Origin of the sequence: Streptomyces sp. NBC_00386 (assembly GCF_036063235.1) — a bacterium.
Classification (GTDB): Bacteria; Actinomycetota; Actinomycetes; order Streptomycetales; family Streptomycetaceae; genus Streptomyces.
This window is the reverse complement of record NZ_CP107950.1, coordinates 7,776,430-7,793,488: the sequence shown is the minus strand read 5'-3', so window position 1 is coordinate 7,793,488 and position 17,059 is coordinate 7,776,430. Positions and strand designations below refer to the sequence as shown.

The window sequence follows — 17,059 nt, the reverse complement described above, 5'->3', positions numbered from 1 at the left end:
GGGCACTACTGCCGCCCAATCGGGCCGAGCTCAATCGGCCATGGCGTCCGCTCGGATCAACCGGCGGACCTGTACCACGTAGAGGACTCCTGCCCACCAGTAGAGGGTTGTACCCCATCCGGCGAACGCCCATCCGAAAATAGCGCCGAGTGTCGCGATCCAGCCGCTGGCGTCACTGAGCAGCAGCAACGGGAAGGCGTACATCAGGTTGAAGGTGGCCGCCTTCCCGAGGAAGTTCACCTGCGGGGGCGGATAGCCGTGGCGTCGGAGGATCCACACCATCACCAGCAGAACCAGCTCGCGTGCGAGAAGAGCGGCCGTGAGCCAGATCGGAAGAATCTCGCGCCAGGTGAGTCCGACAAGCGTCGACAGAATGTAGAGCCGGTCGGCCGCGGGATCCAGCAGCCGGCCGAGGCTGCTGATCTGGTTCCACCGCCGGGCGAGCTTGCCGTCCAGATAGTCGCTGATACCGCTCAGCATGAGGACGAGCAGCGCCCAACCGTCGCTGTTGGGACCACCGAACTCCGGCCTGAGGATCAACCACAGGAAGAGGGGCACGCCGGCGAGGCGCGCCATGCTGAGGATGTTCGGGATGGTGAGGACCCGGTTCGTCTGAACGCGGGTCTCCTGGACCTCCACCCGGGGGCCTCCTGTGGGAAACGAGCCAACGATGCCCCCTGACCTTACCCGCAGCCCCGGCACCGCAGCGCAGAGGGGGAGGCAAGAGCGGGGGCGTCATCGGGAAATTCTGCCGGAAAACAAAAAAGCTCCGGCTCTCGGGAAAATTCCCGAGAGCCGGAGCTCTAATTTTAGTTCGGCGGCGTCCTACTCTCCCACAGGGTCCCCCCTGCAGTACCATCGGCGCTGTGAGGCTTAGCTTCCGGGTTCGGAATGTAACCGGGCGTTTCCCTCACGCTATGACCACCGAAACACTATGAAACTGTCAACCAGACCACGCTCTGTGACAAACGTGGGGTTGTTCGTGGTTTCAGAACCAACACAGTGGACGCGAGCAACTGAGGACAAGCCCTCGGCCTATTAGTACCAGTCACCTCCACCCGTTGCCGGGCTTCCAGATCTGGCCTATCAACCCAGTCGTCTACTGGGAGCCTTAACCCCTCGAGGGGGTGGGAATACTCATCTCGAAGCAGGCTTCCCGCTTAGATGCTTTCAGCGGTTATCCCTCCCGAACGTAGCCAACCAGCCATGCCCTTGGCAGGACAACTGGCACACCAGAGGTTCGTCCGTCCCGGTCCTCTCGTACTAGGGACAGCCCTTCTCAATATTCCTACGCGCACAGCGGATAGGGACCGAACTGTCTCACGACGTTCTAAACCCAGCTCGCGTACCGCTTTAATGGGCGAACAGCCCAACCCTTGGGACCGACTCCAGCCCCAGGATGCGACGAGCCGACATCGAGGTGCCAAACCATCCCGTCGATATGGACTCTTGGGGAAGATCAGCCTGTTATCCCCGGGGTACCTTTTATCCGTTGAGCGACGGCGCTTCCACAAGCCACCGCCGGATCACTAGTCCCGACTTTCGTCCCTGCTCGACCCGTCGGTCTCACAGTCAAGCTCCCTTGTGCACTTACACTCAACACCTGATTGCCAACCAGGCTGAGGGAACCTTTGGGCGCCTCCGTTACTCTTTAGGAGGCAACCGCCCCAGTTAAACTACCCATCAGACACTGTCCCTGATCCGGATCACGGACCCAGGTTAGACATCCAGCACGACCAGACTGGTATTTCAACGACGACTCCACCTGAACTGGCGTCCAAGCTTCACAGTCTCCCAGCTATCCTACACAAGCCGAACCGAACACCAATATCAAACTGTAGTAAAGGTCCCGGGGTCTTTCCGTCCTGCTGCGCGAAACGAGCATCTTTACTCGTAGTGCAATTTCACCGGGCCTATGGTTGAGACAGTCGAGAAGTCGTTACGCCATTCGTGCAGGTCGGAACTTACCCGACAAGGAATTTCGCTACCTTAGGATGGTTATAGTTACCACCGCCGTTTACTGGCGCTTAAGTTCTCAGCTTCGCCACCCCGAAGAGTGACTAACCGGTCCCCTTAACGTTCCAGCACCGGGCAGGCGTCAGTCCGTATACATCGCCTTACGGCTTCGCACGGACCTGTGTTTTTAGTAAACAGTCGCTTCTCGCTGGTCTCTGCGGCCACCCCCAGCTCATGGAGTAAATCCAATCACCGGTGATGGCCCCCTTCTCCCGAAGTTACGGGGGCATTTTGCCGAGTTCCTTAACCATAGTTCACCCGAACGCCTCGGTATTCTCTACCTGACCACCTGAGTCGGTTTAGGGTACGGGCCGCCATGAAACTCGCTAGAGGCTTTTCTCGACAGCATAGGATCATCCACTTCACCACAATCGGCTCGGCATCAGGTCTCAGCCTTGATGTGTGACGGATTTGCCTATCACACGGCCTACACCCTTACCCCGGGACAACCACCGCCCGGGATGGACTACCTTCCTGCGTCACCCCATCACTCACCTACTACAGGTCTGGTCCGTCGGCTCCACCACTCCCCTTTGCCCGAAGGCTCCGGGGCGGCTTCACGGACTTAGCATCGCCTGGTTCGATGTTTGACGCTTCACAGCGGGTACCGGAATATCAACCGGTTATCCATCGACTACGCCTGTCGGCCTCGCCTTAGGTCCCGACTTACCCTGGGCAGATCAGCTTGACCCAGGAACCCTTAGTCAATCGGCGCACACGTTTCTCACGTGTGTATCGCTACTCATGCCTGCATTCTCACTCGTGAACCGTCCACCACTGCCTTCCGGCGCGGCTTCACCCGGCACACGACGCTCCCCTACCCATCACAGCGGGCGTTGGCCCTATTGCTGCAATGACACGACTTCGGCGGTACGCTTGAGCCCCGCTACATTGTCGGCGCGGAATCACTAGACCAGTGAGCTATTACGCACTCTTTCAAGGGTGGCTGCTTCTAAGCCAACCTCCTGGTTGTCTGTGCGACTCCACATCCTTTCCCACTTAGCGTACGCTTAGGGGCCTTAGTCGATGCTCTGGGCTGTTTCCCTCTCGACCATGGAGCTTATCCCCCACAGTCTCACTGCCGCGCTCTCACTTACCGGCATTCGGAGTTTGGCTAAGGTCAGTAACCCGGTAGGGCCCATCGCCTATCCAGTGCTCTACCTCCGGCAAGAAACACACGACGCTGCACCTAAATGCATTTCGGGGAGAACCAGCTATCACGGAGTTTGATTGGCCTTTCACCCCTAACCACAGGTCATCCCCCAGGTTTTCAACCCTGGTGGGTTCGGTCCTCCACGACCTCTTACAGCCGCTTCAACCTGCCCATGGCTAGATCACTCCGCTTCGGGTCTTGAGCGCGCTACTGAATCGCCCTATTCGGACTCGCTTTCGCTACGGCTTCCCCACACGGGTTAACCTCGCAACGCACCGCAAACTCGCAGGCTCATTCTTCAAAAGGCACGCAGTCACGACGCACTGAGTAAACTCAATGCGCGACGCTCCCACGGCTTGTAGGCACACGGTTTCAGGTACTATTTCACTCCGCTCCCGCGGTACTTTTCACCATTCCCTCACGGTACTATCCGCTATCGGTCACCAGGGAATATTTAGGCTTAGCGGGTGGTCCCGCCAGATTCACACGGGATTTCTCGGGCCCCGTGCTACTTGGGTGTCTCTCAAACGAGCCGTTGATGTTTCGACTACGGGGGTCTTACCCTCTACGCCGGACCTTTCGCATGTCCTTCGCCTACATCAACGGTTTCTGACTCGTCTCACAGCCGGCAGACTGTGAAAGAGAGATCCCACAACCCCCAAGCGCAACCCCTGCCGGGTCTCACACGCTTGAGGTTTGGCCTCATCCGGTTTCGCTCGCCACTACTCCCGGAATCACGGTTGTTTTCTCTTCCTGCGGGTACTGAGATGTTTCACTTCCCCGCGTTCCCTCCACATACCCTATGTGTTCAGGTATGGGTGACAGCCCATGACGACTGCCGGGTTTCCCCATTCGGAAACCCCCGGATCAAAGCCTGGTTGACGGCTCCCCGGGGACTATCGTGGCCTCCCACGTCCTTCATCGGTTCCTGGTGCCAAGGCATCCACCGTGCGCCCTTAAAAACTTGGCCACAGATGCTCGCGTCCACTGTGCAGTTCTCAAACAACGACCAACCACCCGTCACACACCACTTACGCGATGCTTCACCGGGGCCGGCACTGAAGGCAGCCTTTCGGCCGTACCTTCAGACACCCAACAGCGTGCCCGACACCCTTACCGCTTCCCTCATTCTTTCCACGCCCCGAAGAGCAGTACTGGAAGGAGAAGACAGTCAAGAGTGCCGAATAATCAACGTTCCACCCATGAGCAACCAGCATCGGACATTCGCCGATGTACTGGCCTCTGACCTCACCCCGAAGAGTTCGGTAAGAAGTGCTCCTTAGAAAGGAGGTGATCCAGCCGCACCTTCCGGTACGGCTACCTTGTTACGACTTCGTCCCAATCGCCAGTCCCACCTTCGACAGCTCCCTCCCACAAGGGGTTGGGCCACCGGCTTCGGGTGTTACCGACTTTCGTGACGTGACGGGCGGTGTGTACAAGGCCCGGGAACGTATTCACCGCAGCAATGCTGATCTGCGATTACTAGCAACTCCGACTTCATGGGGTCGAGTTGCAGACCCCAATCCGAACTGAGACAGGCTTTTTGAGATTCGCTCCGCCTCACGGCTTCGCAGCTCTTTGTACCTGCCATTGTAGCACGTGTGCAGCCCAAGACATAAGGGGCATGATGACTTGACGTCGTCCCCACCTTCCTCCGAGTTGACCCCGGCAGTCTCCTGTGAGTCCCCATCACCCCGAAGGGCATGCTGGCAACACAGAACAAGGGTTGCGCTCGTTGCGGGACTTAACCCAACATCTCACGACACGAGCTGACGACAGCCATGCACCACCTGTACACCGACCACAAGGGGGGCACTATCTCTAATGCTTTCCGGTGTATGTCAAGCCTTGGTAAGGTTCTTCGCGTTGCGTCGAATTAAGCCACATGCTCCGCTGCTTGTGCGGGCCCCCGTCAATTCCTTTGAGTTTTAGCCTTGCGGCCGTACTCCCCAGGCGGGGAACTTAATGCGTTAGCTGCGGCACCGACGACGTGGAATGTCGCCAACACCTAGTTCCCACCGTTTACGGCGTGGACTACCAGGGTATCTAATCCTGTTCGCTCCCCACGCTTTCGCTCCTCAGCGTCAGTAATGGCCCAGAGATCCGCCTTCGCCACCGGTGTTCCTCCTGATATCTGCGCATTTCACCGCTACACCAGGAATTCCGATCTCCCCTACCACACTCTAGCTAGCCCGTATCGAATGCAGACCCGGGGTTAAGCCCCGGGCTTTCACACCCGACGTGACAAGCCGCCTACGAGCTCTTTACGCCCAATAATTCCGGACAACGCTTGCGCCCTACGTATTACCGCGGCTGCTGGCACGTAGTTAGCCGGCGCTTCTTCTGCAGGTACCGTCACTCTCGCTTCTTCCCTGCTGAAAGAGGTTTACAACCCGAAGGCCGTCATCCCTCACGCGGCGTCGCTGCATCAGGCTTTCGCCCATTGTGCAATATTCCCCACTGCTGCCTCCCGTAGGAGTCTGGGCCGTGTCTCAGTCCCAGTGTGGCCGGTCGCCCTCTCAGGCCGGCTACCCGTCGTCGCCTTGGTGAGCCACTACCTCACCAACAAGCTGATAGGCCGCGGGCTCATCCTTCACCGCCGGAGCTTTTAACCCCCACCCATGCAGGCAGGAGTGTTATCCGGTATTAGACCCCGTTTCCAGGGCTTGTCCCAGAGTGAAGGGCAGATTGCCCACGTGTTACTCACCCGTTCGCCACTAATCCACCCCGAAGGGCTTCATCGTTCGACTTGCATGTGTTAAGCACGCCGCCAGCGTTCGTCCTGAGCCAGGATCAAACTCTCCGTGAATGTTTTCCCGACTGCGTCTAATTAAAGACTGCGGGGCGACACCACGAGAGCGGAACCAAGGGGAGGAATAATCCCCCGGTTCACAGCGTCCTCGCTGATGCGCCTGCCGGAACAATGCCCGGCAGGACTTTTTCAAAGGAACCTCGTCCCGGCCGAACGGCCGGAGACGGGGTATCAACAAATCTGGCGTTGATTTTTGGCACGCTGTTGAGTTCTCAAGGAACGGACGCTTCCTTTGTACTCACCCTCTCGGGCTTTCCTCCGGGCGCTTCCCTTCGGTCTTGCGTTTCCGACTCTATCAGACCGTTTCCGTATCCGATTTCCTCGGTGCTTTTCAGGTAATCCGCTCTCGCGTTTCCCTTTCCAGCGAGTCCAAACTCTATCAGTCCTTTTCCCTCTCGCTGACCACCGTCCCGCAGACATGCGGAACATCGCCCCGAGATAGGATCTGACAAGTTGGGTGCTGCCGGGCAACGACGCCTTGGTCACGCCGCTCATCCTCAAGCAGGAGTACGACTCTACATGGGGTGCGGGAGCAGGCGCAAATCGTTTGCCCTGTCCTCTACGGCGCCAACCGGGATCTCTCGCGCGGAACCGGCACTTCATATGACATACCCTGCTCAACAGTGCGCTGTCCGGGACAGGCAGTGACGGCCCGTATAGATCTCCACCCCTCGGAGGCTTCCCATGACCACCGTGACGTCCCCTCTTGCAGGACGCGCCATCGGACTCGCCGCGGTACCGGACCCCGTCTTCTCCGGAGCGATGGTCGGCCCCGGCACGGCGATCGACCCCGTACGTGAACCCTCGGAGGCTGTCGCCCCCGTGGACGGAGTGATCGTCTCTCTTCACCCGCACGCGTTCGTCGTCGTCGACGGTGAGGGCCACGGCGTGCTCACGCACCTGGGCATCGACACGGTGCAGCTCAACGGCGAGGGCTTCGAATTGCTCGTCAACAAGGGGGACACCGTGACGCGCGGCCAGAGTGTCGTGCGGTGGAACCCCGCCGCCGTCGAGGAGGCCGGCAAGTCCCCGGTGTGCCCGGTCGTGGCTCTCGAAGCCACGGCGGACTCCCTCTCTGACGTCCGTGAGGACGGCGATGTGAAGGCCGGCGACGCGCTCTTCGGCTGGCAGTGACATCAACGCTGTCCTGGACGGCGCTTCGACAACCATCACGGCGGCGGTACACGCCGCACTATTCGGAGACGGGTGAGATGGAGACAACGCTGCGAGGCGTCGGCGTGAGCCACGGTGTGGCCATCGGCGAGGTTCGGCACATGGGAACGGCGGTTCTCGAACCGCCTGCCAAGCAGATCCCCCCGGAGGACGCGGCCCGCGAACAGGCACGCGCCCGCAAGGCTGTGGAGGACGTGGCGGCCGACCTGATTGCGCGCGGCAATCTGGCGGGGGGCGAGGCCCAGGCCGTACTCGAAGCCCAGGCCATGATGGCCCAGGACCCGGAACTGACGGCTGACGTGAACCGGCGGATCGCCGTCGGCAGCACGGCCGAGCGTGCGGTCTACGACGCGCTCGCCGCCTACCGGGCACTGCTGGCCGGCGCCGGTGAGTACCTCGCCGGACGCGTGGCCGACCTCGACGACGTGCGGAACCGTATCGTCGCTCGGCTGCTCGGTGTGCCCATGCCGGGCGTCCCGGACAGCGACGAGCCCTACGTTCTTATCGCACGTGACCTCGCGCCCGCCGACACGGCACTGCTGGACCCGACCCTGGTCCTCGGTTTCGTCACCGAGGAGGGCGGGCCGACCAGCCACAGCGCGATCCTGGCGCGTGCGCTGGGCGTGCCGGCCGTCGTGGCGCTCCCGGGCGCGGGTGAGCTCGCCGAGGGCACGGTGATCGCCGTCGACGGCAGCACGGGTGAGATCTTCGTGGAGCCGAGTGCGGAGAAGAAGGCGGAGCTGGAGGCCGCGGCGGCGCGGCGCAAGGCGGCGCTTTCCACCTCGACGGGCCCCGGTGCCACCTCCGACGGGCACAAGGTGCCGCTGCTGGCCAACGTCGGCGGCCCGGCGGACGTGCCGGCGGCCGTGGAGGCCGGTGCCGAGGGCGTCGGTCTGTTCCGTACCGAATTCCTGTTCCTCGACGACAGCAAGACGGCGCCGTCCGAGGAGAAGCAGGTCGAGGCGTACCGCCAGGTGCTCGAGGCCTTCCCCGAGGGCCGTGTCGTGGTGCGGGTGCTGGACGCGGGCGCGGACAAACCGCTGGACTTCCTGACGCCGGCCGACGAGCCGAATCCCGCGCTCGGCGTGCGGGGCCTGCGTTCGCTGCTCGACCACCCCGATGTGCTGCGTACGCAGCTCACCGCTCTCGCGAAGGCCTCGGAGGGGCTGCCGGTCTATCTCGAGGTGATGGCTCCGATGGTCGCGGACCGTACGGACGCCAAGGCGTTCGCGGACGCGTGCCGTGCGGCCGGACTGCGGGCGAAGTTCGGCGCGATGGTGGAGATCCCGTCGGCCGCACTGCGGGCGCGGTCGATTCTCCAGGAGGTCGAGTTCCTGTCCCTGGGAACCAACGACCTCGCGCAGTACACGTTCGCCGCCGACCGGCAGGTGGGCGCGGTGTCCCGTCTCCAGGACCCGTGGCAGCCGGCGCTGCTCGACCTGGTCGCGCTGTCCGCCGAAGCGGCGAAGGCCGAGGGCAAGAGCTGTGGTGTCTGCGGTGAGGCCGCGTCGGACCCGCTGCTGGCGTGTGTGCTGACCGGTCTGGGCGTCACCTCCCTGTCGATGGGTGCCGCGTCGATTCCCTATGTGCGGGCGACACTGGCGAAGTACACACTGGCCCAGTGCGAGCGGGCGGCCTCGGCCGCGCGTGCCGCGGACACGGCGGACGAGGCCCGCACCGCGGCTCAGGCGGTGCTGTCGGGCGAGTAGCCGGACGGCGCCTTCGGGCGAGAGCGGTTTTCGGTACGGAGGGGCGCTCCATCTGCGGATGGGGCGCCCCTTTCGTGTTCAGTGCGTGTGGCCCGTCCCGTTTCCCTCGTCTCCGAGGTCGGGCGGTACGCAATAGTCGACACCCGATTCCGGGGAGACCAGATCCCCGGAATCGAGGTCGGTGCAATAGGCGTCGAACACCTCGCCCGCGGTGAGGGGCTCCAGGTCTTCGCCGCGCAGGCGCCATCCGTAGACGCGGTCGGTGGTGTCGGGTGCGGTGGTGCGCATGACGAGTCCGCAGGCGCTCCGGGTGGCGATACCGAGGGCCAGGACGGTGGTGAATTCGAGGGCTTCGGATTCGTCGAGGCATGTCGTGCCTTCGATGCGTCCCTCCGTCCGGAGTACGGCGACGAGCGTGTCGGGGGCGGAGGTGACGCTGCACACGAGGTGGAGCTCTCCCGGTCCTGCGGTGTCCACGACCCGGGTGAGGAGGTGGGCGGCGCGGACGAAGGAGGCTCGGCCGATGTCCTCGCCGCAGGTCACGCAGGTGCCGATGCGGGCCAGGAGCGTGGTGGCGTACTCCCAGGTGGCCCGGCGGACCGCTTCGTCGACGAGGTCCGGAACCAGTTCGTCGAGGGGCTGTCCGTCGTAGGGGATGGTGGGGCCGGTCGCCGCCAGTTGGGCGGTGAAGCGGGTTCGGCTGACCGGGGTGTCGGGTTCCAGGCCGCTTTCGGCGCAGAATTCGGCGTATTCCTCGGGGTCGAAGAGTGCCACTGTGGTGTGGCTGCCCTGGGCGGCGAGCGTCTTGAGCAGGGCTTCGACCTGCTGGAGATAGGTCGTGTGATCGTCGAAGGCGAAGGTGCGATAGCGCCGCATCGCCCGGAAGTCCTGTTCGTCGGTCAGCAGGCCGATGGTGCCCGCGATTTCGCGGCGCAGGACGCGTCGCATGGTGTGGTGCCGGGTGTGCGCCATTGAATTTCCCCCTGTGCGCAGTCGATCAATGCTCACTCACAGTAACGGGCGGCACTGACAATGCGGGGCGGGTGAGCCGGTCGCGCACGAGGTGGTGCTGGAACATGCAGGTCGTGGCTATGGTCGCGCCGAAGAGAGTCCAGCCGAGGGGGCCGGCCGCGATGGCTGCTGTGACAGCGAGTGGCCCGACGCTGCGCTGTACGGCTTGCGCGAGTCCGTGGACGCCGAGGTAGCTGCCCTGCGCGGTGTCCGGGGCGAGGGCCACGGAGAGTTCCCACGAGACGGTGGCATGGAGCATCTCCGTCACCGTGAAGGTGGCGGCCGCCGCGGCGAGGAAGAGGGTCACGGCCACGGTTCCGCCTGTTGCGGAGAGCGCCAGGACGACGCCTCCGAGGGCGGAGAACACGGAGAGCGGGACGAGTAGGGCACGGGCCGCGGCAGTGGTGGCGCCGAGCCGGGCCAGGGGGACCTGGAGGGTCACGACCATCACGTTGTTCAGGACCATCAGCAGGGGTGCGAGGCCGTGGGGAGCCTGTTCGGAGTGGGCGACGCACAGCGGCAGCCCGACTTTGAACACGGCGTCGTCGAGGAAGAGGACGGCCTCTGTGGCGACGTAGGCGAGGTAGGTGCGGTCGCGCCACGGGCCGGCGGGGCGGGTCGCGGGAGCCGGGTCCTTCGATGTGGCGATCGTGCGGGCGGCCGAGGGCGGTTCGCCGCAGCGGGCTGTCGCGAGAGCGACGGCCACGAAGGAGACGGCGTCGCCGGCGAGCAGCCACTGGTACGCGCCGGCGGTACCGATGGTGAGGGCTCCTGCCGCGGCGAGGCCTCCGAGAGCCCAACCGGCGTTGGCGACGGTGCGGTTGACGGCTTGGTAGCGGACGCGGTCGGGGCCCGAGACGCGGGTGGCGTACAGCTTGGTGAGGACGTTGGCGGCTCGGTCACCGAAGCTTCCCGCGGCAGAGTACGCCAGCAGGAGGGCGTAGTTGTCCGTGGTGAGCAGTGCGAAGGATGCGAGGGCGCGCAGGAGTTGGAGCGCGATCAGCACGTGGGTCAGGGGCAGTCGGTCGGCGAGGCGCCCGCCCAGGGGTGCGCCGGCGATTCCGACCGCTCCGGCCGCGGCCGCGAGGGTGCCGATCTGTGCGACCGAGAGACCGGCGACGTAGGTGAAGTACAGGACGGAGACGGATGCCCACAGACCGCTGCCGATGCGGTCGACCAGGGCGATCCAGAGCATTCTTCGGCCGTCGAGGCCTCCTGGAACGCGTGTCGACCATGCGGCTGCGCGGCGCATCGGGCTCACGACTCCCCCTTGCTCCCCAGTATGTATTGATACATACTTAGTAACGTGGCAACACAATATTCGATCAGTGGTACGACGGCCAAGGGAATTGCCGCGTCCGTGGAACGAGGCGTGGCCGAAGGCCTCCTGGAGCCGGGCACGGCGCTGCCCCCGGTGCGCGGCCTGGCCGAGCGGCTCGGCGTCAGCCCCGGGACGGTCGCGACGGCGTACAAGGAACTGCGGCAACGGGCGATCGTGGTGACCCGCGGACGTGGTGGGACCGTGGTCGCCGCCGCGCCCGCGGTGGCGTCACGGCGCCCACCACGCGTGCCGGACGGACTGCGCGACGTGGCGGGCGGCCATCCGGATCCCGCGCTGCTCCCCGTCCTGGTGCCGCCGTCGCGGCTCTCCCCGGGTGCCCGCTCGCATCGCAGCACACCGCGTCTGGCGCGGCTGGAAGAGGCCGTACGCGACTGGCTGGAGCCCGACGGGGTGCCGTCGGAGCATGTGACGTTCGCTCATGGCGCGCTCGACCTGATCGGGCGGTTGCTGTCGGTGGAGCTGCGTCCGGGGGACGCGGTCGCGATGGAAGACCCCGGCTATCACCATCTGCTGGACCTGGTCACGGCGCTGGGACTGCGCACGGTTCCGGTCGCGGTGGACGACCGGGGCATCCGACCGGATGCCCTGCGGACGGCTCTGCGGACGGGGGTACGCGCGGTGGTGTGCAGTCCGCGGGCGCAGAATCCCTGCGGCGGCAGCTTCTCGGCGGGACGGCGGGACGCGCTCGTCGACGTGCTCCGGGAGGTGCCCGATGTGCTGGTCGTGGAGAACGATCACGCGTCGTCCGTCGCCGGCGTACCGCTGCGCACACTGACCACGGGCGGTCTGAACCGCTGGGTCCATGTGCGCACGGTGAGCAAGTTCCTGGGAACCGACCTACGGTGGGCGGCCGCGGCATGTGACCCGACGACACTGGCCCGGCACGACGGGCGCATGCTGCTGACGTCGGGCTGGGTCAGTCACCTGTTGCAGGAGACGGTGCTCGGACTGATGACGGACGAGAGCACGCGCGCGTTGATGGGGCGTGCCCAGGAGACATACACGCTGCGCCGGGACGCGCTGCTCCGTGAGTTCGCGGACCGCGGCACACAGGCCCACGGCGTGAGCGGGCTGAACGTCTGGGTGCCCGTGCGGGACGAGTCGGCGGTGGTGAACGGGCTGCGTTCGTACGGATGGTGGGTCGCGGCGGGCGCGCGTTTCAGGACCTCGGCCGCGCCCGGTGTACGCATCTCGGTGGCGGAACTCTCAGCCGCCGACGCCGTGCGGCTGGCCTCCGACTTCGCCGCCGTGCTCGGCGAGTCGGAGGCCACCTACGGAGGCTGATCAGCCCCGCTCGCGGGCCAGCTTCTCGTAGAAGCGCAGAAGTTCGACGTTGTCCACGGAGCCGACGTTGACGGCCTTCTCCATGGACGCGCCCTGGAGGAGGCGCTTGACCGGGACCTCGATGCGCTTGCCGGTCAGGGTGTGCGGCACTCCGGGTACTTCGATGACCTCGTCGGGAACGTGACGCGGGGAGAGCTGTTCACGGATGGTGCCCTTGATGCGGTTGAGGAGATCCTCGTCCAGCACGGCTCCGGGTGCGAGATGGACGAACAGCGGCATCCAGTAGCCGCCGTCGGGCTGCTCGACACCGATGACCAGCGACTCCTTGATCTCGGGAAGACGCTCGACGGCCTCGTAGATGTCGGCCGAGCCCATGCGCACGCCCTGCCGGTTGAGCGTGGAATCGGAGCGACCGTGGATGACGACCGAACCTCGTGAGGTGACGGTGATCCAGTCGCCGTGGCGCCACACTCCGGGGTACGTGTCGAAGTAGCTGTCGTGGTAGCGGCTGCCGTCGGGGTCGTTCCAGAAGTGGATGGGCATGGACGGCATCGGGTTGGTGACGACCAGTTCGCCGACCTCGTCGGTGAGGGGCTTTCCACTGGGGTCCCAGGACTGGAGGTCGGTGCCGAGGCCGGCGGCCTGGAGTTCGCCGATGTACACCGGGAGCGTCGGTACCGCTCCGGCGAAGCAGGAGCACACATCGGTGCCGCCGCTGACGGAGGCGATCCACAGGTCCTCGCGAACCTCGTCGTGCAGCCAGCGGAATCCGTCGGGCGGCAGCGGCGAGCCGGTCGTCGCGACGCACCGCACCCGGCCGAGGTCGAAGTCGCGCGAGGGGTGGACCTCCGCCTTGCGGCAGGCCATCACGTACGCGGCGGACGTGCCGAAGAGGGTCGCTCCCGTGCGTTCGGCGATACGCCACTGGGCGCCCGTGTCCGGATAGCCGGGGCTGCCGTCGTACAGCACGATCGTGGTGCCCGTGAGCAGGCCGGAGACGAGGAAGTTCCACATCATCCAGCCGGTGGACGTGTACCAGAAGAAGCGGTCCTCGGGCCCCAGATCACAGTGCAGGCCGAGCTGCTTGAGGTGTTCGACGAGGATGCCGCCCTGGGACTGCACGATCGCCTTGGGGAGGCCCGTCGTGCCGGAGGAGTAGAGCACCCACAAGGGGTGGTCGAAGGGGACCTGCTCGAAGACGGGCTGCACGTCGGCGGAGGTCAGCGCCGACCACTCCAGGGCGTCCTCGGGCGCCTGCGTGCCCAGCAGCGGGATGTGCACGACGGCGTTCAGGGTGGGCAGTTCGCGGCGCAGCTCGGCGACCGTGTCACGGCGGTCGTGCTCCTTGCCGCCGTAGCGGTAGCCGTCGACGGCGAACAGGACCACGGGTTCGACCTGCTGGAAGCGGTCGAGGACGCTGCGGGCGCCGAAGTCGGGGGCGCAGGAGGTCCAGACCCCGCCCACGGCGGCCGTGGCCAGGAGGGCCACCACGGCCTCGGGGATGTTCGGGAGATAGCCGCTGACCCGGTCTCCGGGGCGTACACCGAGAGCGCGCAGCTCGGCGGCCAGGGAGCCGACCTGGCGGCGCAGGTCGGACCACGTCACGGGGACGGACTCGTGGGTCTCGTCGACATACAGGAGGGCCGGTTCGTCCGCGCGGGTCTCCGCCGCGCGCAGGGCGTGCTCCGCGTAGTTGAGGGTCCCTCCGGGGAACCACGCGGCACCGGGCATGGCGCGGTCGCCGAGCACGCGCGCGTAGGGGGTCGAGAACCGGACGTCGAACCACTCGGTGACGGCCTTCCAGAACGTGTCCAGCTCGTCGACCGACCAGCGGTGCAGGGCCGCGTAGCCTCCGTCGGCCGGCGCTCCGTGCCGTTCGGCCGCCCAGGCCTGGAACTTCGTGACCTGCGCCTGGGCGATGCCCTCGGCGGAGGGCTGCCAGAGCGGTGAGGGGTTCGTGGTGGACATGGGGCGGCTCCCGGGCTGTACGCGTCGTGTGCGTCGGTCGCGCACGAGCGGGGGTGTGCGCGTCACGCGGCTGACACGGACGATGCCATGTGATCGACTTCTTTACCAGGGCACACCGCACATAGTCGGCGACATGAAGATGTGGCGTGACAACAGGTGAACGGCAGTTGAACGGCTCACTCAACGAGCGACGGTAGTGGCAGGGTGAGCAGCATGGACGGTCGTGACCTGGTGCGTTCGGTGAAAGCGGTCGGCTCGGGGGGTACCACTCAGGGGTTGCTCACAGTACGAGCCGCGTGGCGCAGGAGGCGTGCCGACGCCGCCGGGCTGCCGCAGCGGGGGGCCGAGCGGGCGCGGGTACCGGGGCCGGTGCTCGGTGTGGAGCCGGGCCCCGGTGGCGGAGTCGTCCGCTTCACCCGCTCGGAACTGCGGATCACCGTCACGGTGGGCGGGGCGGTCTTCTGGGGCTGGGACGCGGTCGCGCCGGAGCCGTCGTACGCCCTCGCGGGCCGCTCCCCGGAACCCGACCCGCGGGCCGTTCTGGAGCCGGACAAGGACGGCGGCTGGCGCGTCGTGGCCGAGCGGGTCACGGTAGCGGTCTCACGGCACGGCGCGGTCCAGGTCCTCACGCCCGGTGGAGTGGTCCTGCGCCGGGATCTGCCGCCCCGGTGGTGGGAACCCGTCGACGGCGGCACCGCCCGCTGGATGCAGCGTTCCGAAGTGGCGGCCGACGCACGGTTCTTCGGTCTGGGCGGCCGGGCCGCGGGGCTCCGGCTGCGCGAGGGGACGTACCGGTTGTGGAACACGGATCCGGGACAGGCCTTCGGGCCGGGCGACGATCCGTTGTACCTCACGATGCCTGTGCAGATGGTCGTGGCCGACGCGGGCACGCATCTCGTGTTCCACGACACGTCCTGGGACGGCACGGTGGTCCTGCGCGAGGGCAAGGAAGGCGCCGGTTCGGGGCACGACCGGGCCGGATCGTGCGAGCTGCGCATGGACGGCGGACCGCTGCGCTGCTGGGTGATGGTGGGGACTCCCGCGCGCGTGCTGCACTCCTGGGCGTCGCTGACCGGTGCCGCGGCTCTGCCGCCGGCGTGGGCGCTCGGGCACCAGCACGCGCGGTGGGGCTTCGGCAGCGAGCAGGAGGTGCGGAGGATCGTCGCGGGCTACCAGGAGCGGGGCCTGCCGCTGGACGCCGTACACCTGGACATCGACCACTACGACGCCCACCAGGTGTTCACCGTCGATCGCGACAGGTTCCCGAAGCTTCCTGCGTTCGCCGAGGAGCTGCGGCGCGACGGAATCCGGCTGGTGTCCGTCATCGACCCGGCCGTCAAGGCGGAGCCGGGCAACGCCGTGTACGACAGCGGTCTGGCCGAGGACGCCTTCGTCCGGGACGCCTCGGGGCGGCTCGTGCGGGGCGTCGTCTGGCCCGGGGAGGCCGTCTACCCGGACTTCACGGACGCGCGGGCGCGCGCTTGGTGGGGCGGGCTCTACGAGGAGCGGCTCGCGCAGGGGTTCGCGGGGTTCTGGCACGACATGAACGAGCCGACGTCGTTCACGGCGTTCGGGGAGCCGACGCTGCCGCGTTCGACGCGGCACGCCCTGGAGGGCCGCGGGGGTGACCACCGCGAGGCGCACAACGTGTACGCGCTGGGCATGGCCCGGGCCGCCTACGAGGGCTTGCGTGAACTCGCTCCCCAGGAGCGGCCGTTCCTGTTCTCGCGTTCCGGCTGGGCCGGACTGCAGCGCTACGCGGGAACATGGTCCGGGGACGTGGCCACGGGCTGGCCGGGGCTGCGGGCGTCGTTGTCCCTGGTGCTGGGGCTCGGGCTGTGCGGGGTGCCCTACTCGGGACCCGATGTGGGCGGCTTCGACGGCAGCCCGTCGCCCGAGCTCTATCTGCGGTGGTTCCAGCTCGGGGCGTACCTCCCGCTGTTCCGCACGCACGCGAGCCTGCGGGCCGGGCGCAGGGAGCCCTGGGAGTTCGGTGACGACGTGCTGGAGCACGCGCGCGTGGCACTCCTCGAACGGCGGCGGCTGCTCCCGTACTTCATGACGCTGGCGCACATGGCGCGCCGCACGGGCGCTCCCTACGTCCGGCCGTTGTGGTGGGGTAATCCCGAGGACCGGGCGTTGCGCGACTGCGAGGACGCCTTCCTGCTCGGCGACAGCCTCCTGGTGGCTCCGGTGCTGGACCCGGGTGCGGTCCGGCGGACGGTGCAGCTGCCGCGCGGGCGTTGGTACGACACGGTCACCGAGGAGGCGTACGAGGGACCCGCGCAGGTGGTGGTCGACGCCCCCTTGTCGCGGATTCCGGTGCTCGCGCGGGCCGGTGCCGTCCTGCCCGTACGCGGTGCCGACGGCGGTCTGGAGCTGGAGGCGTGGGCGCCTCCGCGGGGAAGCGGCGGAAGCGGTCTCCTCGTGCCGGACCCGGGCGACGGGTGGGAGGAACCGGAGGCCCAGCGTCATGTGTCCAGCTGGCAGGAGGACGAGGTGGTGGTGCGACGGGCCGACGGCGCGGGAGGCCTGGGCGAGCCGGCGTACCCCGTACGGGTGCGGGGACTGGGGGGACCCCGTCCCTGACC

At 66.2% G+C, this 17,059-nt stretch carries 8 protein-coding genes and 3 rRNA genes; 4 read left to right on the top strand and 7 right to left on the bottom strand.

Annotated elements, in window-relative coordinates:
- Positions 1-30: 30 nt before the first annotated feature.
- The 4 genes from OG780_RS34235 to OG780_RS34220 all read right to left on the bottom strand — a co-directional run bounded on the left by OG780_RS34235 (position 31) and on the right by OG780_RS34220 (position 5,978).
- On the bottom strand, positions 31-639 hold the full coding sequence (locus tag OG780_RS34235) for a CDP-alcohol phosphatidyltransferase family protein (protein WP_328454731.1): 609 nt from the start codon (positions 637-639) through the stop codon (positions 31-33).
- A 173-nt stretch (positions 640-812) separates the two neighbouring features.
- Positions 813-929, bottom strand: a 5S ribosomal RNA gene (rrf, locus tag OG780_RS34230).
- A gap of 89 nt (positions 930-1,018) precedes the next feature.
- Positions 1,019-4,139: ribosomal RNA gene (locus tag OG780_RS34225) — 23S ribosomal RNA — on the bottom strand.
- Positions 4,140-4,452: 313 nt separating this feature from the next.
- Positions 4,453-5,978 (bottom strand): 16S ribosomal RNA (locus OG780_RS34220).
- The 16S, 23S and 5S rRNA genes sit together here, the layout of an rRNA operon.
- Before the next feature lie 687 nt (positions 5,979-6,665).
- On the opposite strand from OG780_RS34220, the gene OG780_RS34215 reads away from it, so the two are divergent.
- Together OG780_RS34215 and ptsP are read left to right on the top strand one after the other, a co-directional pair.
- Positions 6,666-7,115 (top strand): PTS sugar transporter subunit IIA, encoded by a 450-nt coding sequence (locus tag OG780_RS34215; RefSeq protein WP_326789018.1) that lies wholly within the window; start codon positions 6,666-6,668, stop codon positions 7,113-7,115.
- A gap of 77 nt (positions 7,116-7,192) precedes the next feature.
- Positions 7,193-8,863: a phosphoenolpyruvate--protein phosphotransferase gene (gene ptsP / locus OG780_RS34210; RefSeq protein ID WP_328454728.1), complete on the top strand. Its 1,671-nt coding sequence runs from the start codon at positions 7,193-7,195 to the stop codon at positions 8,861-8,863.
- A 78-nt stretch (positions 8,864-8,941) separates the two neighbouring features.
- On the opposite strand, the gene OG780_RS34205 is transcribed toward ptsP, so the two are convergent.
- Positions 8,942-9,835: a hypothetical protein gene (locus OG780_RS34205; protein WP_328454726.1), complete on the bottom strand. Its 894-nt coding sequence runs from the start codon at positions 9,833-9,835 to the stop codon at positions 8,942-8,944.
- A 25-nt stretch (positions 9,836-9,860) separates the two neighbouring features.
- A complete protein-coding gene (locus tag OG780_RS34200; RefSeq protein WP_328454724.1) occupies positions 9,861-11,069 on the bottom strand; it encodes an MFS transporter in 1,209 nt (402 codons plus the stop codon).
- A 111-nt stretch (positions 11,070-11,180) separates the two neighbouring features.
- Between OG780_RS34200 and OG780_RS34195 the strand changes: the two genes are divergently transcribed.
- Entirely contained in the window at positions 11,181-12,500 is a 1,320-nt protein-coding gene (locus OG780_RS34195; protein WP_328454723.1) for an aminotransferase class I/II-fold pyridoxal phosphate-dependent enzyme, read from the top strand.
- On the opposite strand, the gene OG780_RS34190 is transcribed toward OG780_RS34195, so the two are convergent.
- Complete coding sequence (locus OG780_RS34190) at positions 12,501-14,468, bottom strand: acetoacetate--CoA ligase (protein ID WP_328454721.1); 1,968 nt, start codon at positions 14,466-14,468, stop codon at positions 12,501-12,503. It abuts the gene before it with no gap.
- 213 nt (positions 14,469-14,681) lie between these two features.
- Between OG780_RS34190 and OG780_RS34185 the strand changes: the two genes are divergently transcribed.
- Positions 14,682-17,057 carry a glycoside hydrolase family 31 protein gene (locus OG780_RS34185; RefSeq protein WP_328454718.1) on the top strand — a complete coding sequence of 792 codons (2,376 nt, stop codon included), beginning with the start codon at positions 14,682-14,684 and terminating at the stop codon, positions 17,055-17,057.
- The last annotated feature ends 2 nt before the right edge of the window (positions 17,058-17,059 follow it).